Origin of the sequence: Corallococcus sicarius (assembly GCF_003611735.1) — a bacterium.
Taxonomy (GTDB): Bacteria; Myxococcota; Myxococcia; order Myxococcales; family Myxococcaceae; genus Corallococcus; species Corallococcus sicarius.
On sequence record NZ_RAWG01000014.1, the window covers coordinates 40,848 to 62,878 of the forward strand.

General features: G+C 68.8%; 21 protein-coding genes and 1 pseudogene. 9 read left to right on the plus strand and 13 right to left on the minus strand.

Annotated elements, in window-relative coordinates:
• Together D7X12_RS03665 and D7X12_RS03670 are read left to right on the plus strand one after the other, a co-directional pair.
• A complete protein-coding gene (locus D7X12_RS03665) occupies nucleotides 1-2,232 on the plus strand; it encodes a hypothetical protein (RefSeq protein WP_120623872.1) in 2,232 nt (743 codons plus the stop codon).
• The gene (locus D7X12_RS03670; protein WP_120623873.1) at nucleotides 2,229-3,014 is read left to right on the plus strand and encodes a hypothetical protein; all 786 of its coding nucleotides are present in this window, start codon (nucleotides 2,229-2,231) and stop codon (nucleotides 3,012-3,014) included. Before D7X12_RS03665 ends, D7X12_RS03670 begins: the two co-directional genes overlap by 4 nt.
• 60 nt (nucleotides 3,015-3,074) lie before the next feature.
• Here D7X12_RS03670 and D7X12_RS03675 read toward each other — a convergent pair whose 3' ends face one another.
• From D7X12_RS03675 to D7X12_RS03685, 3 genes are all read right to left on the minus strand, one after another.
• Entirely contained in the window at nucleotides 3,075-3,620 is a 546-nt protein-coding gene (locus D7X12_RS03675) for a hypothetical protein (protein WP_120623874.1), read from the minus strand.
• 116 nt (nucleotides 3,621-3,736) lie between these two features.
• Nucleotides 3,737-3,967 (minus strand): hypothetical protein, encoded by a 231-nt coding sequence (locus D7X12_RS03680; RefSeq protein ID WP_120623875.1) that lies wholly within the window; start codon nucleotides 3,965-3,967, stop codon nucleotides 3,737-3,739.
• A 29-nt stretch (nucleotides 3,968-3,996) separates the two neighbouring features.
• A complete protein-coding gene (locus tag D7X12_RS03685; protein WP_120623876.1) occupies nucleotides 3,997-4,839 on the minus strand; it encodes a 2-oxo acid dehydrogenase subunit E2 in 843 nt (280 codons plus the stop codon).
• 76 nt (nucleotides 4,840-4,915) lie between these two features.
• Between D7X12_RS03685 and D7X12_RS03690 the strand changes: the two genes are divergently transcribed.
• Nucleotides 4,916-5,872, plus strand: a complete 957-nt coding sequence (locus D7X12_RS03690; RefSeq protein WP_120623877.1) for a DUF1684 domain-containing protein — start codon at nucleotides 4,916-4,918, stop codon at nucleotides 5,870-5,872.
• A gap of 25 nt (nucleotides 5,873-5,897) precedes the next feature.
• Here D7X12_RS03690 and D7X12_RS42785 read toward each other — a convergent pair whose 3' ends face one another.
• The 3 genes from D7X12_RS42785 to D7X12_RS03705 form a co-directional block, all read right to left on the minus strand.
• Entirely contained in the window at nucleotides 5,898-6,137 is a 240-nt protein-coding gene (locus D7X12_RS42785; RefSeq protein ID WP_158619948.1) for a hypothetical protein, read from the minus strand.
• A gap of 116 nt (nucleotides 6,138-6,253) precedes the next feature.
• Nucleotides 6,254-7,090, minus strand: a complete 837-nt coding sequence (locus tag D7X12_RS44030) for a hypothetical protein (protein WP_244224330.1) — start codon at nucleotides 7,088-7,090, stop codon at nucleotides 6,254-6,256.
• A 400-nt stretch (nucleotides 7,091-7,490) separates the two neighbouring features.
• Nucleotides 7,491-8,069 (minus strand): type 1 glutamine amidotransferase domain-containing protein, encoded by a 579-nt coding sequence (locus D7X12_RS03705; protein WP_120623878.1) that lies wholly within the window; start codon nucleotides 8,067-8,069, stop codon nucleotides 7,491-7,493.
• Between the two features lie 165 nt (nucleotides 8,070-8,234).
• On the opposite strand from D7X12_RS03705, the gene D7X12_RS03710 reads away from it, so the two are divergent.
• Nucleotides 8,235-9,407 (plus strand): PQQ-dependent sugar dehydrogenase, encoded by a 1,173-nt coding sequence (locus D7X12_RS03710; RefSeq protein WP_120623879.1) that lies wholly within the window; start codon nucleotides 8,235-8,237, stop codon nucleotides 9,405-9,407.
• 4 nt (nucleotides 9,408-9,411) lie between these two features.
• Here D7X12_RS03710 and D7X12_RS03715 read toward each other — a convergent pair whose 3' ends face one another.
• Both D7X12_RS03715 and D7X12_RS03720 read right to left on the minus strand, forming a co-directional pair.
• Entirely contained in the window at nucleotides 9,412-10,215 is an 804-nt protein-coding gene (locus D7X12_RS03715) for an ABC transporter permease (protein ID WP_120623880.1), read from the minus strand.
• Nucleotides 10,212-10,973, minus strand: a complete 762-nt coding sequence (locus tag D7X12_RS03720; RefSeq protein ID WP_120623881.1) for an ABC transporter ATP-binding protein — start codon at nucleotides 10,971-10,973, stop codon at nucleotides 10,212-10,214. Before D7X12_RS03720 ends, D7X12_RS03715 begins: the two co-directional genes overlap by 4 nt.
• Before the next feature lie 180 nt (nucleotides 10,974-11,153).
• On the opposite strand from D7X12_RS03720, the gene D7X12_RS03725 reads away from it, so the two are divergent.
• Genes D7X12_RS03725 through D7X12_RS03735 form a run of 3 tightly spaced genes read left to right on the plus strand, consistent with a single transcriptional unit; the run spans nucleotide 11,154 to nucleotide 14,972 of the window.
• Nucleotides 11,154-12,743: a cation:proton antiporter gene (locus tag D7X12_RS03725; RefSeq protein ID WP_120623882.1), complete on the plus strand. Its 1,590-nt coding sequence runs from the start codon at nucleotides 11,154-11,156 to the stop codon at nucleotides 12,741-12,743.
• Nucleotides 12,740-13,882, plus strand: a complete 1,143-nt coding sequence (locus D7X12_RS03730; RefSeq protein WP_120623883.1) for an NAD-binding protein — start codon at nucleotides 12,740-12,742, stop codon at nucleotides 13,880-13,882. Before D7X12_RS03725 ends, D7X12_RS03730 begins: the two co-directional genes overlap by 4 nt.
• Nucleotides 13,883-13,910: 28 nt before the next feature.
• The gene (locus tag D7X12_RS03735) at nucleotides 13,911-14,972 is read left to right on the plus strand and encodes an SDR family oxidoreductase (protein ID WP_120623884.1); all 1,062 of its coding nucleotides are present in this window, start codon (nucleotides 13,911-13,913) and stop codon (nucleotides 14,970-14,972) included.
• A gap of 155 nt (nucleotides 14,973-15,127) precedes the next feature.
• Here D7X12_RS03735 and D7X12_RS03740 read toward each other — a convergent pair whose 3' ends face one another.
• On the minus strand, nucleotides 15,128-16,660 hold the full coding sequence (locus D7X12_RS03740; RefSeq protein ID WP_120623885.1) for a Fic family protein: 1,533 nt from the start codon (nucleotides 16,658-16,660) through the stop codon (nucleotides 15,128-15,130).
• Nucleotides 16,661-16,859: 199 nt separating this feature from the next.
• Here D7X12_RS03740 and D7X12_RS03745 point away from each other — a divergent pair, with 199 nt between their 5' ends.
• Nucleotides 16,860-17,150, plus strand: a complete 291-nt coding sequence (locus D7X12_RS03745) for a Rossmann-fold NAD(P)-binding domain-containing protein (RefSeq protein WP_147443511.1) — start codon at nucleotides 16,860-16,862, stop codon at nucleotides 17,148-17,150.
• Nucleotides 17,147-17,569 (plus strand): Rossmann-fold NAD(P)-binding domain-containing protein, encoded by a 423-nt coding sequence (locus D7X12_RS03750; protein WP_120623887.1) that lies wholly within the window; start codon nucleotides 17,147-17,149, stop codon nucleotides 17,567-17,569. Before D7X12_RS03745 ends, D7X12_RS03750 begins: the two co-directional genes overlap by 4 nt.
• On the opposite strand, the gene D7X12_RS03755 is transcribed toward D7X12_RS03750, so the two are convergent.
• From D7X12_RS03755 to D7X12_RS42790, 4 genes and pseudogenes are all read right to left on the minus strand, one after another.
• Entirely contained in the window at nucleotides 17,556-18,104 is a 549-nt protein-coding gene (locus D7X12_RS03755; RefSeq protein ID WP_120623888.1) for a hypothetical protein, read from the minus strand. The genes D7X12_RS03750 and D7X12_RS03755 overlap by 14 nt on opposite strands.
• Nucleotides 18,105-18,179: 75 nt before the next feature.
• Nucleotides 18,180-19,352 (minus strand): tetratricopeptide repeat protein, encoded by a 1,173-nt coding sequence (locus tag D7X12_RS03760; protein WP_120623889.1) that lies wholly within the window; start codon nucleotides 19,350-19,352, stop codon nucleotides 18,180-18,182.
• 72 nt (nucleotides 19,353-19,424) lie between these two features.
• A complete protein-coding gene (locus tag D7X12_RS03765) occupies nucleotides 19,425-21,140 on the minus strand; it encodes an aldehyde dehydrogenase family protein (RefSeq protein WP_120623894.1) in 1,716 nt (571 codons plus the stop codon).
• Nucleotides 21,141-21,236: 96 nt separating this feature from the next.
• Nucleotides 21,237-22,031: pseudogene (locus D7X12_RS42790) on the minus strand (M56 family metallopeptidase); the annotation flags it as partial.

Sequence of the window (22,031 nt, forward strand, 5' to 3'; positions counted from 1 at the left end):
ATGCCTGAGTCCAAAGCGGGCTGGGGAGGTCCTCTCCAGGGCCTGGTGACGGCAATTCAAGCGGGGTGGCAGACCCTGCGGGAAGAACGCCTCTTCGAGGCTTTGGTGTCGCGCGTCCGGAGCGCGTTTCGCACGGGGCTCGTTCCCTACCTGATGGCCCTGCTGTTCTTGAGCGTGGCACTCATCACAGGGCGGATGGTGGTCATGGCCTTCATCCAGTATCACAACGAACTGCGACAGGAACTGTCAGCGACGCTCAAGGGCAAGCATCAGGCGGGACGGGAGGACGTTCACTTCGGTGTCGTGGCAGCCTTGCTCCGAGACGTCAATTCCCCCCACGACAGTACCGCGACCCTGTGCCCACCCCAGCATGTGGGCTGCACCCGCGTGGATCAGTTCCTCAAGCTCTTCAATGAACTCGCGAAGGAGGTCCCGGAGGTCAAGGAGGCCCCGGAGGAGTCCACCGTCGTCGCCCAGCCCAAACTCCAGCGGATTGACGTGGCCCCCGAACCCGAGACAGAGGAACGCGCCGCCGAGTTGGCGGAGGAGTTGCATAAGAGCCTGTCCGCGAGCCTGCTGAGACGGGCAGATCGGGAGTGGCAGCAGCGCACGGCCCTCGACCTTCAGCTGGCCAGGCACCCACAGGACAGACTGCCATTGAAGCTCTGTCCCGCCAAACATCGCGGGTCGACTCAGCCGGATCCCCACCACGACGACGACTTCGGTCCCATGCTGTGTGAACAAGAGGCCTGGAGCCAGAAGCTGACACAGCTGTTCATCCCCTCCCTGGAGAACCTCTCTGCGGGCGCACCGCTCCAGGAAGTCCGCGTCAAGCGGCGACTCCAAAGGGCCTACTGGCTGTCCCGGCTGATGGACGATGCCCTCCTTCCCTTCATCCCCGAGACCTGTCCTGCGGCGAGCACGGAAGCCTATGCCTTCGTCCAGGCGTACTTCGTCTCGCCCGACAACCTCATCCGCATCTGGCAGTGCCAGAAGGACAGCAAGGTTTCCCCTGAACTCTTTGAGCGCACCCGCCAGTGGTCCGCCGCCAGCTACTTCCAGGCGCTCCTCAAGTCGGAGGCTTCCGAGTTCAATTCAGCTGCCTATTTCGACTACGGCGGACTGGGCCTCATCCGGACGCGCTGCCAAAGCATCACCCAACCCTTCAGCCCGGAGGGACATGGGCAAGACCACCTCCTGGGCATCATCTGCGCGGACTACACGGTCCCCCTGACGTCCTTCAGCGAGGACCTGGCCCGCAGCCGCTTGCTGGAAGTCCAGCAGGTTTCGGCGACGCTCTCCCAGGAAGGCCGCTTCACCTCAGGGTCGGTGAGCCATCGGCCCCTGCAAGGCCCCCAGGCCGGCCCTTCCCCGGAAGTCTCGTCACACGCCACCGCCGCGCTCGTGTCGGCCCTCAACGCGAAGCTGGTCGAGAAGGAGGGCTCCGGCGCCCGGGGCAGAGACCTGCTCATCAAGGCACTGGGGCAGCAGGTTTCGCGCCTCGACCTGGATCAGGAGACCTCAGCCTTCTTCATCCCCCTCAAGGTGGAGGCGCAGCAGATCCAGGGGCTGCTCACCACGCCGCGAATCCAATATCCGGACGCGCAGATCCCATTCCTCATCACGCTGTTCTGCCTGGTCAGCAGCATGGCCCTGGTCGTGACAGGCCAGGCGCGGGCCCGCCTGGAGGGAGAGGCCGCGACCATCACACAGCTGCTCAGGAACCTGGAGGTGGGAATCATCATTGTCAACGAGCACGAGCGGGTCGAGGCGGCCAATGACCGTGCCGAAGACGTCCTGGGCCTGCTGCTCCCCAAGCTGGGCAAGCTACGACTGGGCAGAGGTCTCCAGACACGCGCATTGATGGACGAAGCAGGCGTCCAGGTCGACTACCTGGAGATCATCGACACCCACATCGTCCGCGTCGATGAACACGGCAGGCCCTGGAACAAAGCCGAGCCCTATCAGGATGTCATCCCCGCCCAGCGACGGGATCACGATTCGTCGACCTACTACGCGAGGTTGCGAATGGGCCTGTATGCCAACCAATGGGTGTGCATCTCCGCGTCCCCCATCACCCTGAAACGCCAGTGCCTGCCGCAGCAGGCGGCGACCCAGCCGCGAACCTTTGGCATCGTTTCCCAAGTGCTTGAGCAGTCCCTGAGAGACACCCTGGAGAGGTGCTGGCAACAAGCGCGGGGCAATGCATCCGCCACGGAGAGAGCCTCATGAGCGCGGAGTTCTATGGCTATGCAGCGGCCCTCCTCGCCCCCGCCATGCTCGTGGTCGCCATCATCCGGCTGGCGCTGCGCACCGACATACAGCTCCTGGCGCGCCGGCATGTTGACTCGGACCGCATCCGATACACCTTCGCGCTCCACAACGCCGAGGAGTACGCATTGGAGGGGCGCATCACCATCCGGGTCGAACCGGTCCTGGAAGAGGGCCGGTTCATGGAGATGCCACAACTGCTCTGTGGACCCCACGCCCGGACAACGCAGCAGACCTTCGACGACCGGGAACGACGTTGCTACGAGGTCGTGACACCACGGCTCCGGGCGCTGAGCACCTGGGTCCTCCACTGCAACACGAACGGGAAGGAAGGAGACCTGCGCCTCCAGGTCACCTATTCACCCGAGGGCGCGGTCGATGGAGGTGGGCGAGCATCCCGCAACGTCTGGGTACAGCTCGGTGCCCAGAAATGCGGACGACAGCGGTCGTCGCAAGGGTTCTGGATGGTGGTGGGCACCCTTCTGTCGCTGCTCACCTATCTGACCCCCATCTTCTTCCGGCTGCAATGGCCCCAGCAGGTTCAGGAATGGTGGCCCTCCGTGGATGGACCCTTCATCGTCTTGTTGTTCGTCTGTTCCGCGCTCGCGTTCTGGCTATGCCGTCAGCGTCCGGGGTTCATCGTCATGGGCCACCTGGGATGGGAGCGACAATCGGAAGGACGCTTCTCGACCAAGGACGAAGTCCAAGGGATGACTGCCGTCCAGGGTCGGCGCGGCGAATAGACAGACATCCTCCGGGCGTGGCGCGGGCCTGCGTGTTCCGCGCCACGTCCCGGGCGTGTCTCAGAGGCCGGGGTTCGTCTCCGGCACGGAGCCGGACGGCGGGAGCGGCGGAGGGGTAGGAGACCCGGGCGGAGGGGCGCTGTCTTCGTCCGGAACACGGGCCGGCAATTCCTGGCGCGAGCCCGTGCCCGGCAGCAGCACCCCGCTCTGGTCGCTCGCGGCGCAGGCATAGGTCACCGTGCGCGAACCGATGAGGAGGGGGGGAATCAGCGCGCCCACCGCCGCGCAGTTGCCCCGCTCTTCGTCCGTCGTGCCGGAGCCGGAGCACGCCGCCGCGCCAATCAGGGAGCCCGCGATCACCAGGCCCGCTTCGATGAAGAAGTCCGTGGGGAGCACCCGGCTCTGCGCCCAGGCAATGCCGTTCGTGCACTCGGTGCCCGGCGCCTTCGACACGGGCAGCAGCCCCGCCGCCGTGAACCACTGCCGGTCCGTGTGGGGCCTGCCCTCTTCGGGCCTCAAGTTCGTGACGATGCTGGTGCGATAGCAGCCCGTCTGCCCCAGCAGCAGCGCCGCCATGGATGCCGCCACCACGTGTGCCTTCCGCATGCGTTTCCCCGTCCCGGTGAGTGACCGCGTGGATTCCGGTCAGGCCCGTGCCTAGCCCGAAGCGGCGTGTCGCGGGAAGGGGGGAAGGTCCGCGAACCCGGGGTTCGCGGGACCGCTCAGCGCGCTCCGCCCTCGGGGTCCGACCCGCCCAGCTTGCGCAGCCTCGCGGCGAAGGGGCTCTCGCCGTTCACCGGCAGGGGCCCTCCGGACTGGCGCTGGCGGCGCTCCAGCGCGAGGGGACCCTCGGGGGGGCCTTCCAGCGCTTCCTTCTCGAAGCGGTCCTGGCCGCCCAGCACGCGCCCCACGGGGCGGGACGAGCGGACACGGCGGTAGGGATCCACGGACATGGCATTTACCTCCGGCTGACGGCTCCGTTCTACCGCGCTTCGCCCACGGGTGCATCCCACCCCCGGGGGTCCTCCAGCGCCCCGCCGATGTGCCGGAGCACCCGCGCCGCCAGGTCCACGTCGAGGAGGCGCGCGTCCCACGTGCAGGTGAGCGTCATCACCTTGCCCGGCACCAGCGCCCCTGACTCCACCACCGGTTCGTCCCGCACGCGCCCCGGCGCTAGCAGCAGCGGCACGCGGGTGTAGGGCACCATCGCCACGTAGCCCTGCTCCAGCCCCAGCGAGCCCAGGTTCGTCACCGCCACGGAGCCGAACGGATCAAAGGGCATCCCCACCCGGCGCAGGTTGACGTTCAGCCCGTACCAGACGAACGACAGCAGCCGCAGCGCGGGGCCCATCAGCCACCCGGGCAGGAGCGACGAGCGGCGCTTGCCCCGCTCAATCTCCACGTCCTGGCGCGCCCGCACGCGCGACACCTTCGCCTCCAGTGCGTCCGCCAGGGACTCCAGCGACAGCGCGTCCGCGCGGTGCACGGTGGCGGTGGTCAGGTCCACCCGCGACGACCCCTGCGCCGGTTGCACCACCAGGACGCAGACGCCCACGTCCTCGCGTTGCCAGGGGCGCTGGCCGCGCAGCACGACGTTGGCCTCCGGGTGGCGGCGCAGCGCGTCCGCGGCGGCCTTCGCCACCAGGTGGGTCACCGTCAGCCGGCGGCCCGTGCGTGCGCGGTGCTCCGCCATGAACGCGAGGGCCGGCTCCATGCGCAGCTCCAGCGACGCATAGGCCGACGGGTCGCGCGGCGTCCGCCATGTCCCCAGCGCGAGCTTGCGGAAGGCACCGGCGGGCGGCGCGGGTCTCAGGTCCAGGTTCACGGGAGGAGGCTGGGGCCATCGCACGCGGGAGGACGGGGTGCAACCAGCCGCCCGCCCCTGTTAGACATCACACCCCATGAGCACCCTCGCCCTGGTCCTGTCCCTGGCGCTGCAGGCCGCGCCACCCGCGAAGACGCCTCCCAAGCCGGCCGCCCCCTCCGCCGAGAAGAAGAAGATGACCTCCGAACCGAAGGACAAGGCCGCAGCCAGGGAAGACGTCGTCGCCGCCACCCGCGCCTGGCATGCGCAGCGCCTGGAGCGGCTGTCTTCGGAAGAGGGCTGGCTCACGCTGGTGGGGCTCACCTGGCTGGAGGAGGGCGAGCAGGCGGCCGGCTCCGCGCCGGACAGCGCCGTGCCCCTGCCCGCGTCTGTCCCGCCCCGGGCGGGCACCTTCAAGCGCGCGGGTGACAGCGTGAGCTTCCAGCCGGCGGCGGGCGCGGCCTTCACGCGGGAGGGAAAGCCCTTCACGGGAGGCGCGCTGAAGACAGACGAGAAGGGCGCGCCGGACGTGCTGCGCCTGGGCAGCGTGAGCTTCCAGGTCATCCGCCGGGGAGACCGGCTGGGCGTGCGCGTGAAGGACTCCGCGGCGGAGGCGCGCAAGAAGTTCCAGGGCATCCCCCTGTATGAACCCAGCGCCGCGTGGAGGGTGGAGGCGAAGCTGGTGCCGGACGCCACCCCGCGCACCGTCACCGTGCCCAACGTGCTGGGCATGCAGGAGGAGATGAAGTCCCCCGGCACGCTCGTCTTCACCGTGGCGGGCAAGGAGCACCGCGTGGTGCCGGTGCAGGAGGGCGGCTCGGACGAGCTGTTCATCATCTTCGGCGACGAGACGAACCGCGACGCCACCTACGGGGCCGGCAGGTTCCTCTCCACGCCGCTGCCGGACAAGGACGGGCGCGTCGTCGTGGACTTCAACCGCGCCTACAACCCGCCGTGCGCCTTCTCCCGCTTCGCCACCTGCCCGCTACCTCCGCGCGGCAACCGTCTGGCATTGCGCGTGGAAGCGGGCGAGCAGCGCGTGGGCGAGCACTGACGGCTCGCCCCAGGGGCCGGGGCCGCTATTCGGCGGCTTCGCGCGCGGCCTTGCCCTTGCCGCCGCTGCTGGCCTTGCCCTTGCCCTTGCCCTCCTTGGGCGCCTGCGCCTCCTTGCCCTTGCCGCCGCCCTTGCCCTCGGAGGCCGCCGAGCCCTCCTTGCCCGGATGGGCCGCGGAGTTCGACTCGTCACCCTTCTTCACGGGTTGGCCCGCGGACGCGGACAGGGAGGCGGTGACGAAGAGCACGGCGAGCAGACGCTTCATGGAGTGACTCCGACTGCCGGACGCCACGGGGTTGCGGCATCGTGAGGCAGGAGTCCCACCATGGCATGCCCGTGCGCCAGCACGAAAGATGTCTGGCATTGCACGGGCGCAACGACTCAAACCTGGAGGGTCTTCTCCAGCTCCGCCAGACGGAAGCGCGCCATCGCCAGGTTCGCGCTCGAGCGGTGCAGCGCGATGTAGAGGAACAGGCCCTCGCGCGTCGCGAGCGGACGGATGATGTGGTACTGCTCGCCCAGGGTGATGAGGATGTCCTCGATGCGGTCCTTGATGCCCACCGCCTGCATCGTCTTCATCTTGGCGCGCACGACCTCCGTGTTGCCCGCGGCCGCCGCCTCGATGTTGAACCCCGGGGAGCCGGCGCTGCCCAGGGTCATGCCGCTCTTCGCATCCGCGAGACACACCGCGAAGGCTCCATCAATCTTCAAGGCATCTTCCAGCGACTGCTTCACGTTCGCCATGGCTTCTCTTTCCAGTAGGACGGGGGGAGGGGGGGAAGGCTGGGACTGCGGTGCTTCAGCAGACGGGGTGGCGGCAGCCAGCTCGTCCAGCACGAAGGTCATCTCGCTGGAGTAGGAGCGAGGTTGGGGAACGAAGAGGGCCTGCGCCTCCGACACGGACAGCAGCGCGTCCAGCTGGCCCCCCAGGTGCCGGCACAACAGGTCGCGCAGCGTGGCGCGCTCCACCAGGCCCCAGGACACCAGCGTCTCGCAGAAGTTGCCGCCGTTCTTGCGGCACTCCGCCATCACCTGGGCGACGTCCTCCCGGCTCACCAGCCGCTCTTCCACGAGCACCGTGGAGAAGCTGCGCGCGCCGGGGCCCGTGAGGACCGTCCAGGCCACCTTGCGCTCCACCACGAAGATGCGCCCGGAGATGGAGGGGGACTTCACCACCACCTCGCCTCCGAGCTTGCTCTCCAGCGCCTCGTGGAGCACCGCTCGGACAACCTGTCGAGGCGGAAGGGTCACGGTTCGGGATGCCAGGGTCATGGAGGGGGGTCCGCTGGCACCGCATGGCGCGGTGCGTCCGAGTCGCTTCGGACCAGACTATAAACAGCTCAGCTGGATAATGGCAACTCAGGTGTAAAATACAGGAAAAGGCGGATGCATGTGAGGTACGGGTAACCCACTAAAGATGTTTCCGACCCCTCCCACAAGAACGATGTGAAGGAACAATTCCAGAACAACGGAAAGACAACCCTTGGCATCACAGCGCGGCGCGTCAAGTCACAAAGGTTGAAGGGCTGACAATCCAAGCCCCCGGGCGCGCGTCGCGTCCCGAGGGCCTGGGGCCTTCCATTGCTGACATCGGACCGTGGGTGTTGGCCGGGAGCGCTCAGTGCATGGGCGGCGAGCGGTCCGCGGTGGCTTCCGGGGGCTGGGGCGCGCCGATGCGCGGGGCGATGCCGTTCTGCACCTGGCGCAGCAGCGCGGCGCAGAAGGCCTCCAGGTCATCCGGCTTGCGGGAGGTGATGATGTTGCCGTCCTCCACCACCTCGCGGTCCACCCAGCGCGCGCCGGCGTTGATGAGGTCCGTCTTGATGGAGGGGAACGACGTGACGGTGTGCGCGTCCGCGATGTCCGCCTCCACCAGCATCCACGGCCCGTGGCACACGGAGGCGATGGGCTTGTCCGCCTTGAAGAAGTCGCGCACGAAGCCGACCATCCCGATGTCCATGCGCAGGTGATCCGGCGAATAGCCCCCGGGAATCACCAGCGCGTGGAAGTCGGCGGCCTTCACCTCCTTCACCGCGCGCTCCGTCTTGATCTCCGTCCCCTTCTTGCCCTTGAGGGACTTGCCTGCTTCCACGCCGATGATGACGGCCTCGTGCCCTGCCTGCCTCACCTTGTCGTAGGGGACGCTGAACTCCGAATCCTCGAAGTCGTTGGCCACGATGAATGCGATGCGCGCCATGGGATTTCCTCCTGCCTGGATGGGATGCCTTGGGTGCTGATGAACCCGCCCGAGCAAGGTGCCCACGACGGGGGCCAAGACAACGCCATCCCGGGTCTCATCCCCCGGGGGGGTGCGCCCGCCTGCCCCCCTTCCAGGTCCGTGGCGTGCGTTAGATTCTCCGGCATGCGCTCCCGCCGCCTGCTGCTGTCCGCCGCCGTCACCCTGTTCGGCGTGCTCGCCGCCCCCGCCTGCCGCAAGAGCCAGGCCCAGGGCACCGCCTCCGCCGCCGACTGCGTCCTGGTGGAGGACGGCTGGGGGCAGGCGGGCACCGTGCCCATCACGGTGGACGTGGTGGCGGAAGGGTTGGAGGTCCCCTGGGGCGTGGCCTTCCTGCCGGGGGGCGATGCGCTGCTCACCGAGCGTCCCGGCCGCGTGCGCCTGCTGCGCGGGGGCACCCTGCAACCCCAGCCCGTGGCCACGCTGGCCGTCGCGAGCAGCGCCGAGGGAGGCCTGCTGGGCATCGCCGCGCACCCGGACTTCGCGACGAACCGCCAGTTCTACCTGTACGTCACCACCGAAGCGGACGGGAAGGCGCAGAACCGGGTGGAGCGCTGGACGCTGTCCCCGGACGGCACGGTCGCGACCTTCGAGCGCGTCATCTTCGGCGGCATTCCGTCCGCGACCTACCACGACGGCGGACGGCTGCGCTTCGGCCCGGACGGCATGCTGTACGTGGGCACGGGGGACGCGCGCGAGCCGGACTTCGCCCAGGACCCGGCGAACCCCGCGGGCAAGCTGCTCCGGCTGACGCCCGACGGCGCCGTGCCGCAGGACAATCCCTTTCCGAACTCCCCCGCGTTCCTCCTGGGCGTGCGCAACACGCAAGGCTTTGACTGGAAGGACGCCCGCACGCTGTACCTCACCGACCACGGGCCCAGCGGCGAGACCATGCGCCGGGCGCACGACGAGGTGAGCGTGGTGCAGGCGGGCGACAACCTGGGCTGGCCCGGCATCTACTCCTGCGAGACACAGGAGGGCCGCATCACCCCGTCGCTCACCTTCGACGACGCGATGCCCCCGGGCGGCGCCGCCGTCTACACCGGCACCGCGATTCCGGAGTGGAAGGACTCGCTGCTCGTGGGCACCCTGGGCTCCACGCACCTGCACCGGGTGGTGTTCGACGCGCAGGCGCCGCGCCGGGTGGCCCGGCACGAGGTCTACCTGCAAGGCACCCACGGCCGCCTGCGCGACGTGCTGATGGGCCCCGACGGCCACCTGTACGTCACCACCAGCAACTGCGATGGCCGGGGCAGCTGCGGCGCGAAGAAGGACCTGCTGCTGCGCATCCGGCGCTGAGGCGTCAGGTCACGCTTTCGGCGCTGTAGCGGGCCAAGAGGCCCGTGCGCACCGCGTAGCGGTAGACCCACTGGAAGCACAGGCCGGCGAGGATGATGTCCAGCACGGCCAGCGCGAGGCCCCACCCGAGCGTGGCGCCGGAGAACTCGCCTCCCGCCACCAGCGTGCGCACGCCCTCGAAGACATAGGACGGGGGCAGCGCGCGGGCCACCCACTGCATCCACTCCGGCAGCGTGGACAGCGGATAGAAGACGCCCACGAAGGGCGACAGCAGGCTGGGGATGGGCCAGACGAACCACTCCGCGGCAGGGCCCAGCCGCAGCACCAGCGCGCTGCTGAGGATGCCCAGCGCGATGCCGAACAGGAACAGCACCAGGACGAAGGGCACGAACATCACGCCGTAGGCCGCGAAGGACAGGCCGAACACCGTGGTGGACAACAGGAGCATGACGAGCAGGCCAATGGCGCTCGTCGCGATGCTCGTCAGCACGAGGCCGCTCACGTACTCCGGCAGGGACAGCGGCGTGGCGAAGACGTTGAGGAAGTTGCGCGACCAGACGTCCTCGAAGAACCCCATGGTCACGCCCTGCATCACCCGGGCGAAGAAGTCCCACAGCAGCACCGCGCCCAAGAGCGCCGGCACGAAGTCATAGCCGGACGTGCTCACGCTGTTGAGGTACCGGGTCATGAAGCCCCACAGCACCATGTCGATGGCCACCCACGCGAAGAGCGGCACGACGCGCGCGAAGTTGCCCTTGTAGAGGTAGTACTGGCGCAGCGCGATGCCCGCGACACGGCTCGGCTTCATGGCAGCGGCTGCCTTTCCAGGGCCAGGGGTTCGTTGGCCACGGCGATGAACAGCGCTTCCAGGGACGCCTTGCCGTGCTCGCGCGGGAGCGTCTTCGGGTCGCCCTGGAGCAACACCCGGCCGCGCGCGAGGAAGAGGACGCGGTCACAGACGGCCTCCACCTCGTACATGTTGTGCGACGTCCACAGCACGCCGCTGTCCCCCCGCGAGGCGAAGGCCTGGATGCGGGTGCGGATGTCCACCGCCGTGGCGGGGTCCAGCGACGCGGTGGGTTCATCCAGGAGCAGCAGGCGGGGCTGGTTCAGCATGGCCTTGGCCAGGGACACGCGCGTCTGCTCGCCCGAGGACAGCACGCCGCACTTGGTGTCGCGGAAGCGCCGCAGGTCGTACTCCTCCAGCAGCGTCTCGATGCGGGCGGACAGGCCCTTCACGCCATAGATGAGGCCGAAGACGCGCAGGTTCTGGGCCACGGTGAGGTTGCCCGGCAGGGGCGCGTAGACGGCGGCGAAGTTGGTGCGCTCCAGCGCCTGCACGCGGTGCGACGCCAGGTCCACGCCTTCAATGTGGATGGTGCCGGACGAGGGCTGGAGCACGCCCAGCAGCATGTTGATGGTGGTGCTCTTGCCCGCGCCGTTGGGCCCCAAAAGGCCCACGATTTCACGGCGGCCCACGCCGAAGGAGATGCCGTCCACGGCCACGCGCTCGCCGTACGTCTTGCGCAGCGCCTGGACCGAAAGCACCGGGGGAGAGGGGGTCATCAGTGGCCCAGCTGTACCACGCGGACGCCGTCCCGCCAGGGTCCACGTCGGGCGTGGGAAGGCAGGCGGACGGGCCATGGACACCCATCCAGGCCGGGTGACGAAAAGGGCACGGTGCCCGTGCACCCGCCCCCCGATTCTGGAAAACTCCACCATCCCCTGGCGCTTGATGGAGTCGACGTGCTGCCGGAAGTCCCCATCCTCATCGGCCTGATGGTTGCGGCCATCGCGTTGGCGATCGCCGCCAAGCGGGCCAGCGTGCCGTACAGCGTCGCGCTGGTGCTGGGAGGCCTGGTCATCTCCGTGGGCCACCTGCTGCCCGGGGTGCCGCCGCTCAACCCGCAGGTGGTGTTCCTCATCTGTCTGCCCTTGTTGCTCTTCGAGGGTGGCATCAGCGCGGACCTCAATGGCATCCGCGCCAACGCGGTCCCCATCGGGTTGCTGTCCACGCTGGGGATGGTGCTGGCCATTGGCGCCACCGGCGCCGCGCTGCACCTGATGCTGGGATTGGCGTGGGGGCCCGCGCTGCTTTTGGGCTCCATCCTGGCCGTCACGGACACGGTGTCCATCCTGTATGCCTTCCGCCGCGCGCCGGTGCCTGGAAGGCTGGCGGGCATCATCCAGGGGGAGAGCCTCTTCAACGACGGCACCGCGCTGGTGGCGTACACGGCCATCGCGGCGGTGGTGGCCGGGGGCCAGGCGCCCACGCTGGGCTCGGTGGGCGGCCACGTGCTGCTCGCGTCGGTGGGCGGCGCGATGGTGGGCCTGGCCATGGGCCTCTTGGGCGGCTTCATCATCCGGCGCGCGGAGGATCCGCTCGCGGAGATCATGGTGACGACGGCCGTGGCGCTGGCGTCCTACGTGCTGGCGGAGGAGGTGCATCTGTCGGGCGCCATCTCCGCCGTCATCGCCGGGCTGGCGGTGGGCGTGACGCTGCGGCGCGAGGTGGCGCCGCAGAGCCAGGTGGCCATCCACTCCTTCTGGGAGTACGCCACCTTTGGCGTGAACACGTTCCTGTTCCTCTCCGTGGGCCTGGACACGCGGCCGGAGGCGCTCCAGGGACACCTGCCGGGCGTGGGCATCGCGGTGGTGGCGGTGGTGCTGGGGCGCGCGGTGGCCATCTACCTGCCCTTCCTGCTGCTGCGCTGGCTCAGGCCCTCGGAGAGCATCCCGTTGCGCTGGCAGCACGTGTTCCTGGTGGGCAACATCAAGGGCGCGCTGTCCATTGGGCTCGCGCTGGGCCTGCCGCCGACGACGCCCGCGCGCGAGCAGCTCATCGCCATCGCGTTCGGCGTGACGCTGGTGTCCATGGTGGGCCAGGGGTTGATGCTCACGGGCGCGCTCAAGTGGCTGGGATTGTTCCAGCAGGACGCGGTGGCGCTGGAGATGGCGGGACAGCGGGGCCGGCTCATCGCCAGCCGCGCGGCGCACGTGGAATTGGAGGCGTTGCACACGCAGGGCCTGCTGCCGCGCGCGGCCTATGAGCACCTGCGCAGCGAGTACCAGGTGAACATCGCCCGGGCGGAGCGGGAATTGCGCCGCATCAGCCAGCAGCACCTGGCGGAAGGGGCGAAGGACCTGTTGAGCATGCGCAGGCGGCTCATCGACGCGGAGCGCACGGCGTTGCAGGGCGCGCGGCGCAACGGGCTGATCCCGGAGGCGACGGCGGAGGAGATGCTGGCGCACCTGGACGCGCGGATGTTGGACCTGGAGAAGGTGTTGCACGGCGGCAGCGCGAGCAAGGACAGCAAGGAGCACAAGGCGTCATGAAGATCGTCATCGCGGGGGGAGGACGGGTGGGCGGCGCGCTGGCGGCGCGGCTCGTGTCGGAGCAGCACACGGTGACGGTCATCGAGCGTGATGCAGGCATCTGCGCGCGCCTCTTCGAGGAGGTGGGCGTGGTGACGGTGTGCGGCGACGCCACCAACCCGCGCGTGCTGGAGGCGGCGGGCATCGGGAACGCGGACGTGGCGGCGGCGGTGCTGGCGCACGACCCGGCGAACCTGGCGTTCACCATGCTGGTGCGTTCGGTGTCCAGCGCGCGCCTGATGGTGCGGATGCTGGACACGAACTACCGCGAGGCGTACCGGCTGGCGGGCGTGAAGGAGCTGGTGGCGGAGGCGGATGTCGTCGTGGCGAAGATGACCACCGCCATCGACTTCCCGCAGGTGTCCGGGTCGCTGCCGCTCAGCAGCGGCGACGCGCTCCTGTTCGAGCTGGCGATTCCGTCCCGCGCGCGGGTGGCGGGGCAGACGGTGGCGCAGGTGCGGGCCCTGGAGGGCTTCCCGCGCGAGTGCATCTTCATCGCGCTGGTGGATCCGCAGGGGCACACGGCGCTGCCGGAGGGCAACACGCAGCTCAAGGCCGGGCACAACGTCATCCTGGTGGCGCGCCGCACGCAGGTGGCCAAGGCGGTGGAGTTCCTCACGGCGGAGCCGCCGCTGGGCGCGGGGCTGGCGTCCACGCTGGCGCAAACGCTGCGCAAGCTGGACTTCCTGGCGCCCCTGAGTGACGAGGAGCTGGAGAACGTGGCGCGAGGCGCGGAGCTGCTCCAGCTGCCCGCGGGCACGGAGCTGTTCCGCCAGGGCGACGCGGGAGAGACCTTCTACGTGGTCGTCACCGGCGAGGTGGCGATGAAGGACGGCGCCCGGCAGACGGTGGCCACGGTGAAGCAGGGCGGCTTCTTCGGGGAGCTGGCGCTGCTCACCGGCGAGCCGCGCAACGCCACCGCCGTCACCACCGCGCCCAGTGAGCTGGCCGCGGTGGGCCGCGAGGACTTCCGGGGCGTGATGATGGCCAACCCCGCCGTCGCGCTGGAGATGAGCCGCATCCTGGGCCAGCGCCTGTCGCGCGTGCAGGGCGGGCAGCAGGCCACGCCGGCCAAGCGGCGCGGGCTGTTTGGCCGCTGAAGACAGACATCTTTCGGAGAACCTCTCCATGACGACGAAGCACACGGCGCTGGTGCTGGGCGCCACTGGCATCATTGGCCGCAACCTCATCACGCACCTGGACACGCGGCCGGACTGGAAGGTGAAGGCCGTGTCGCGCGCCGCGCCGGACTTCGCCACGCGCGCGGAGGTGCGCTCGCTGGACCTCCAGTCGCCGGACTCGCTCGCGAGCGCTTCGGAGTGGCTCCGCGACGTCACCCACGTCTTCTTCGCCGCGTACCAGGAGCGCCCGGACGCCGCGGACCTCACCAAGGTCAACGTCGCCCTGCTGCGCAACACCGTGGAGGCGCTGGAGAAGCACGCGCCGGGCTTCCGCCACGTCTCCTTCATCCAGGGTGGCAAGGCGTACGGCGCGCAGTTCGGTCTCTACAAGACGCCCGCGAAGGAGACCGACCCGCGCCACTTCCCGCCCAACTTCTACTACGACCAGGAGGACTACCTGCGCGACGCCTCCAAGGGCCGCCGCTGGAGCTGGACCGCCCTCCGGCCCGACATGATGATGGGACTCGCCGTGGGCAACCCGATGAACCTGGGCAACCTCATCGGCGTGTATGCATCACTGTGCAAGGCGTTGCGCGTGCCGCTGCGCTTCCCCTCCACGCCGCGCGCGTACTCCATCCTCGCCAACGTGACGGACGCCACGGTGCTCGCCAAGGCCATGGAGTGGTCCGCCCTCAACGAGGCGTGCGCAGGGGAGCTCTTCAACATCACCAACGGCGACGTCTTCCGCTGGAGCCAGGTCTTCCCACGCATCGCGGACGCGTTCGGCATCGAGTGCGCCGACCCGCAGCCCTTCTCCCTCACCGAGGCGATGAAGGACAAATCCCCCGTCTGGGAGGCGCTGACGCAGCGCCACGGCCTGCACCCGCACGGCCTGAAGAAGCTGGCCAACTGGGCCTTCGGCGACTTCATCTTCCACGTGGAGAACGACGCGTTCTTCGACGTGAACAAGGCCCGCCGCTTCGGCTTCCAGGAGATGCACCTGGACAGCACCGAGTCCATGGTCGCGCTGATGCGTCAGCTCCAGGCGGAGAAGATCATCCCCGCTTGAGGCGCCAGCTCACGTGGCCCGCTTGAGGCGGCCCCCCCTGGGTGAAAACCCCCGGGCACCGCCGAGACAGTGTCCGCCGCTGAGAGCGGAGCCAGTAGCGCGACCCTGGCGGCGAGGACACGGGCCCGCCGCGCCCCCACGCGCGAGGCGCCTTCTCAAATCGGGCGGGGACCGGCGCGAGTCATCAGGAGCTCCTGAACGACTTGCTCCAGGGCCCGCACCTCGTCGTCGGTGAGGGCGCTGAAGTATTTGGCCCTTTTGCCTGCCGACAAGCGGCCTCCATTTTGGAGACAGAACTGAACGAAGCGATTGCGCGACGTATCCGGCATCTCAACGAGGTCATCCAGCTTCTCGCGGGCTTTGCGGTAGCGAACGATGAAGTCCAACTCGTCGCGAAACTCCGTGCGGATGGTCTCCTCGGTCCATAGATAGAGGTCCTCCGCCATGCGCGTGAAGTCGACGTAGCGATAGAAGCCGCTCGTCCTTCCTTTCACCGAAAGGTGTCCATCCTCGTCCACCGTGTAGTCCAGCAGGGTCATCAGCGGCTTGGAGAAGGACTCAAGGCAGGCATCGTACTGCTGTCGCTTCTGCAACATGACCGCGGAGATGGGAAAGATGAGCCCCTTGGGGGTGAATCCCGCCCTGGAGAGAATGTAGTGGATGAGCAACCGGTGGAGCCGACCGTTGCCATCCTCGAAGGGGTGGATGAAGACGAAACCAAAGGAGATGGCGGCCGCATGAACGACGGGCTCCACCTGGGAAGCCATCATTCGCTCCAACGAGGAGAGCAGTCCCCGCATCAAGCGGGGGACCACCTTGGGACGCGGCGGAACGAAGTGGACTCGCTGACGCAGTCCTACTCCCACGGACTCGCCCACGTAGTTCTGCGCCTTGCGGTAGCCCCGCTCCCCAAAGCGCTCCTCCACGATCACGTTCTGCATCTGGACCAGCGCGGCTCTATTCAGTGAGGTCCTATCGGGAAGCTCACGCAGGAGGGCAACGAACCGCGCGGCGCGCTTCTGGCTGGGCTTCTCCCGCTCGATGTTGAAAGAGGAGCGGGTTTCCTTCGTGTAGAGATAGTCGACCGCACGGCGGAGGGCATCCTCGTCGTAGGACGCAACAATCTGGGCGGCCTCACTCGCAAGCCGTTTTGCCTCGAGTTCTTGGAGGGCAGGTATCCTGCGTACCATGGGGCAGAAGTTCACATTGCCCAGAAGGTTGTCGCGCACCCGGTGCCGCCGACTGTTCACGGGCGCTGCTGTGTAGTAGCGCTCGGGATCCAGCAGTTCGACGTAGTTGCCCTGGGCCACGTCCTCCAGGGGCAGCTCACGCCCCGTGAGGAACTCGTAGAGAAACCACAGCCGGCGGGTGTTCTGCCCCGTGGGCCGCGCCTGGATATGGCGGCACAACTCGTCCTCGAACGGCCCTTGATCCACCGCACGGAACAACGCGGCGAGAACCTCCAGGGAAACGCCTTCGTGCTTGAGCGCGAACTCCAGATGGTCACAGAGAGAAGGGCCCGGATTGTAGGAACTCGGGTAGGTGACGAACTCGCGCCCCTCCTTGCGCTCCACGTGCTTGCCCGCCACCGCCGCGCAGGACGAGAGTTGATGCGGAGGCATGACCGCGAGGTTGTGATCCGCGATGGCTTTCGCGTAGCCGATGGGGGTGCCTCTGCCCGAAAACATTCCTGGAGCCCTTCAACCTACAGGTGTAGAAATCACCTACACTCCCTGCACTCAATTGCATGTTCCAGGGCGTGTTGAAGAAATCGATAGTGAGGGGCCTATAGCGCTTAGCACCGCTACATTTTTGTAGAAACCGTTAGAAAACGGCCCTTTTGCCCCAAAATCGTCATGCGGACGCATGCTTGGCGAGGGGCGAGCCGTGGACATCCAGTCGCCAGACTCGCTCGGGAGCGCTTCGGACTGGCTCCGCGACGTCACCCACGTCTTCTTCGCCGCGTACCAGGAGCGCCCGGACGCCGCGGACCTCACCCAGGTCAACGTCGCCCTCTTGCGCAACACCGTGGAGGCGCTGGAGAAGCACGCGCCGGGCTTCCGCCACGTCTCCTTCATCCAGGGTGGCAAGACATACGGCGCGCAGTTCGGCCTTTCCAAGACACCCGCGAAGGAGACCGACCCACGCCGCGCGCGTACTCCATCCTCGCCAACGTGACGGACGCCACGGTGCTCGCCAAGGCCATGGAGTGGTCCGCCCTCAACGAGGCGTGCGCAGGGGAGCTCTTCAACATCACCAACGGCGACGTCTTCCGCTGGAGCCAGGTCTTCCCACGCATCGCGGACGCGTTCGGCATCGAGTGCGCCGACCCGCAGCCCTTCTCCCTCACCGAGGCGATGAAGGACAAATCCCCCGTCTGGGAGGCGCTGACGCAGCGCCACGGCCTGCACCCGCACGGCCTGAAGAAGCTGGCCAACTGGGCCTTCGGCGACTTCATCTTCCACGTGGAGAACGACGCGTTCTTCGACGTGAACAAGGCCCGCCGCTTCGGCTTCCAGGAGATGCACCTGGACAGCACCGAGTCCATGGTCGCGCTGATGCGTCAGCTCCAGGCGGAGAAGATCATCCCCGCTTGAGGCGTCCGCACACCGCGGACGCCGCGAGGAAGCCGTGGCTGAAGGCGTTGCGGAAGACGTCGTAGGCCTTCCCGACGCCGGGCACGTTGGCGATCATGTCGCCGAAGCTCCACATCTCCTCGTGCGCGTGGATGAGCGGCAGCACCTGCCCGCCGTCCTCGCCGCGCTGGAGCGTGAAGTCGAACACCAGGATGGTGCGCAGCGGGTAGGTGTACAGCCAGGCGAACTGCTTCAGGTTCATCACCCCGTCCACGATGGCCCGCCCGCTCTTCCCGTCCGGCTCCAGTTGGACGTTGAGCTGGAAGATGTCGAAGTCGAAGCGGAGCATGCAGTGGAAGCCCGCCGCGCCCTTGCGGTACGTCTCCTTACCGCCGCCCTTCTGCCAGGGGTCGGTGAAGGTGACGTGCTCCGCCATCAGCGGCATCAGCTCTTCGTCCAGCACCCTCGCGGGGATGGTCGTGTCGTAGAGCAGACGCGTCACCTCCCGGAAGCGCGCCTCCAACTGCTCAATCAGTGCCTGCTCCGCCTTGCGCATACGCCTCCCTGCCTGCCCTGCTTCGGCCGTGCCTGAAGGTAGGCACGGCCGGGGGCGCGCGGAAGACGGGGTGCGTCAGGAGCCCAGGTCCGACAGGAACCGCGCCACCTGCTCCTGGAAGGTGTCGTCCCCGCCCAGCGATTGGGCCTGCTTCGCGTGGCGGGTGGCCTCCGCCCGGTCGAAGGGCTGGTGGGCACGCGCCAGGTTCAGGTGCGTGAGCGCATCGTTGGGGTTCAGGGCCAGCACCCGCTCCAGCAGCACGCGGGCCCGCGCATGGTCCTGGTCTCCCATCAGCAGGCGCACCAGATCATTGGTGGGACCGGGCTCGTTCGGCGCCGCCGCCACCGTCTCCTCCAGGAGCCGCCGCGCTTCTTCGCGGTTGCCCATGGCCTCGTGCGCCTGCGCCAGCGAGTGGCGCACGTCCCACTGGTGCGGCGCGCGCTGGAGGGCCTCCTCGAAGAGGGCCCTGGCCTCCGCCAGCTCTCCGGCCAACAGCGCCGCGAGCCCCTGCAGGTGGAGATACTGGACGTGCGTGGGGTCCAGCTCGCGCAGCTCCTGGATGGTGCGCCGCGCGGCATCCTGGCTGTTGGCCTGGAGGTACAGCCGGAAGAGGTCCTGCAACACCGCCACGCGCGTCTTGCCCCGCGCGTGCTCCAGCGCTTGCACGCCCGCGGAGATGGCCAGCCCCACGGCGCCATTGGACGCGTGCGCGCGCGACAACATCAGGAACGGCAGCGCTTCCTGGGGCGCCAGCGACGCGGCCTGCTGGAAGTGCTCCACCGCCGCCGCCGTGTCCTTGCGCTGCACCGCGAGGCGGCCCAGTTCGAAGTGGGGATAGACGCTGTGGGGCGCCACCACCTGCGCGGCCTCGAAGGCGGCCCTCGCGCCGTCCAGGTCGCCGCGCTCGGCCAGGAGCGTGCCCAGGTTGAAGCGCTCGAAGTAGCCGGCGGTGGGCGCGGCGGCCAGCGCCTTGAGCGTCACCAGCGCCACCGGGTCCCCGGCCTGGGCCTTGAGCATGGCCAGGTGGGCCTGCGCCTCCGTGTTGTCCGGCTGCACCTGCAACAGGCGCGTCACGGCGCCCTGGGCCTCCTGCGCGGCGCCGGTGCTCAGGTGGGTGCGCACCAGGCCCATCAGGCAGTCCACGTCCTTCGGGTCGATGGACAGGCCCTTCTGGAAGCTCTTCACCGCCTCCGCGGGCTGGCCCTGCTGAAGCAACTGCCCACCCTCTTGCGCGTACCTGGATGCCATGGGCCCTCTACCTACCACGGCCCTCCTGAAAGGCAGCTTCCCCGCCTGCCTCCAGGAAGTCTCAGCCGTGTTTCACCGTCGCAGCGCGGCCAGCGCGATGCCGGGCACCTTCCACCAGGAGGGGGACTGCTCGAACTCCACCAGCCGGCGGCCCAGGTCCGCCAGGCCCTGGTGGCCCGGCACCCACGGGGGCGCGGGCAGGGACTTGAGCGGGGCGCGCACCACCGCCTTCTCGATGTCCTCCAGCATGAGCGCGTTGTGCACCCAGCCCTGCCCGCTCTGGATGTCCCGGAGCGACGAGGACGGATGGCCGCCCCAGGGCAGGCTGCCCAGCGCGTAGGCCGCGGCGGGCCAGGTGTTGATGGCCACGGTGCCGTACTTCAGGTCGCGCACCGCCTTCTCCACCGCGGCCATCACCTTCGGGTCCTTGAGCGACTTCGGGTGGACGATGAGCGTCGCGTTGAGGGTGCCCCACACCTTCTCGTTGAGGAACGCCACCGCCGCGTCCAGGAAGGCCACGGGGGCGTCCGAGCCGGGCAGCCCCGTCTCCGACAACACCGTGCACCAGGGCTCCTGACGGAAGACGCGGTCCCCTGCGTTCGCGGGGTCCACGTCGGGGATGAGCGCGTACGCGAGGTCGCCTTCGCCGGGCGTGCCCACGAGCCGCAGGTTCGCGCGGCCTTCAGTGAACTGGCGCCAGCGCTCGTCCGCGCCCGGGTAGTACGCGCGGCGCACGGGGGCCTGGCCGAGGCTTGCCTGGATGCGGTCCACGAAGTGCCCGCGCCGGCTCCAGTCCCTGGGTTGCACCAGCAACTTCGCTGCGTTGCAGTTGAAGGACGCGTTGTTGGCGACCATGCCGGCGATGTCGTCCGCCTGGAAGCGCAGCTCACCGTCCGAGTACGGGCCCGGCACCACCACCACGGGGGACACGTTGCCCAGCTCGCTGGACACGTGCTTGGCGAGCAGCGGTTCGTTCTTCTGGCGGCGCGCGTCGGACTCCGGGCCGGGCGGTCCCCACACGAGCGCGTCGTGGGTGCGGTCGCTGCCGGTGATGTGCACCTCGTCCACCGCGTCGTGGTGCACGAGCTGCGCGCCCTCCTCCGCGCCGCCGTACATGATGGCCAGCGCGTCGCGCGCGACGAGCGGGGCGAAGGCCTGCTCCAGGAAGGCCCCCAGGTACGCGTTGACGGGGTTCATCTTGAGCACGCAGACGGTGCCCTCGACGAAGAGCTTGTAGAGGCAGTCCAGCGGGGGGATGGAGTTGACGTTGCCGCCGCCCAGCACCGCGCACACGCGGCCCTTGTGGGGCTTGCGGTAGAAGGACGCCTGGTGTTCGCGCAGGTTGTCGGCGGTGACGCCGGGCTGGAAGTAGACCTCGCCCACGTTGCCCGGCAGCAGCATCCCGTCCAGCGCGTCGCGGGGGAAGAGCTTCGCGGCGAGCCGCCCGTCCTCCAGCGTGCGCAGGTGCGAGCGGGGGATGACGGGCACGCCGTGCTTCTGGATGTCGCGCAGCGAGTCCGCGAGGAGGCGCAGGTTGCGGATCACCACCACGGGCCCGGCGAGCCACTCCTCTCCCGCGAGGGGCCCGCCGGGGTCGATGCCCTTGGCTTCGCAGGCCGCTCGTACGCTCGGCTCCGCGATGGCGGCGTACGCGCGGCGCAGGTCCTCCAGGAGCCGGATGCGCTCCGTGAGGGCAAGCTTCGCCCACGCGCCCGAGCCCTGACGGACCCGGCGCACCAGGATGTCGATGGTGGTGCGAGACGTGTGCTGCGGGACGGCGGCGGACATGGCGACCTCCGGGACGGGCTTCACGACTTCACACTTGGGGTCCCGGTATAGGGAAGCCAGTGTGCGCCGTCACCGTGGGGGTCGCGCCCTCCGTCCTCAGGTGGGCAGAGGCTCGGCCAGGCCCTTGCGGATGGCCTCGTCGACGAGGCTCATCACCTTCTTCGCCTGCTCACGGGCGCGGGCTTCATGCTGCCGGCCGAGCTTCTCCTGCTCCGCGCCCAGCTTCTCCTGCTCCGCGCCCAGCTTCTCCTGCTGCTCACCGAGCGCCTCCATCTTCCGGCCAATCTCCTCCTGCTGCGTGTCGAGGGCCGCCCGCTCCCGGTCGAGGTCCGCCTCGCGCTTGTCCAGCCCCGCCTCCTGGCGTTCGCGCTCGGTGTCGTTGGAGAGGGTGGCGAGCCGGGCGCGCTCCACGGCGATGTCCGCGTGCCTGGACGCGATGGCGGCGTGCTTCGCGGCGAGCTGCGTCTGGGGATAGGCGAGCTCCGCCTGCTTCTGGCCCAGCGCGGCCTGCTTCTGACCGAGCGCGGCCTGCTGCTGGCCCAGGGCGCCCTGCGCATCCCCCAGCTTCCCGGACTCCTCCATCAGCTTGCGCACCTGCTCCAGCGTCTGCGGGTCGCGGATCAGGAAGGGCTTGTCATTGCGGCGCACGAAGATGATGTCCTTGCCCTTCTGCTTGAACGTGCGCGCCAGGTGCACGTCGTCCGAGGAGCCGGAGATCATCGTCCGGCCGTCGGAGAGGTACGCGAAGGTGTCGCCGTCCTCCATGTCCGGAGGCGCGGGCGGCGCGGGAGGCCGGGGCACGGCCGCGAGCCGGGGCATCGAGGGCATCGCGGGCATCGCGGGCATCGCGGGCATCGCGGGCAGCACCGGGGCCTGTCTCTTATACAATCT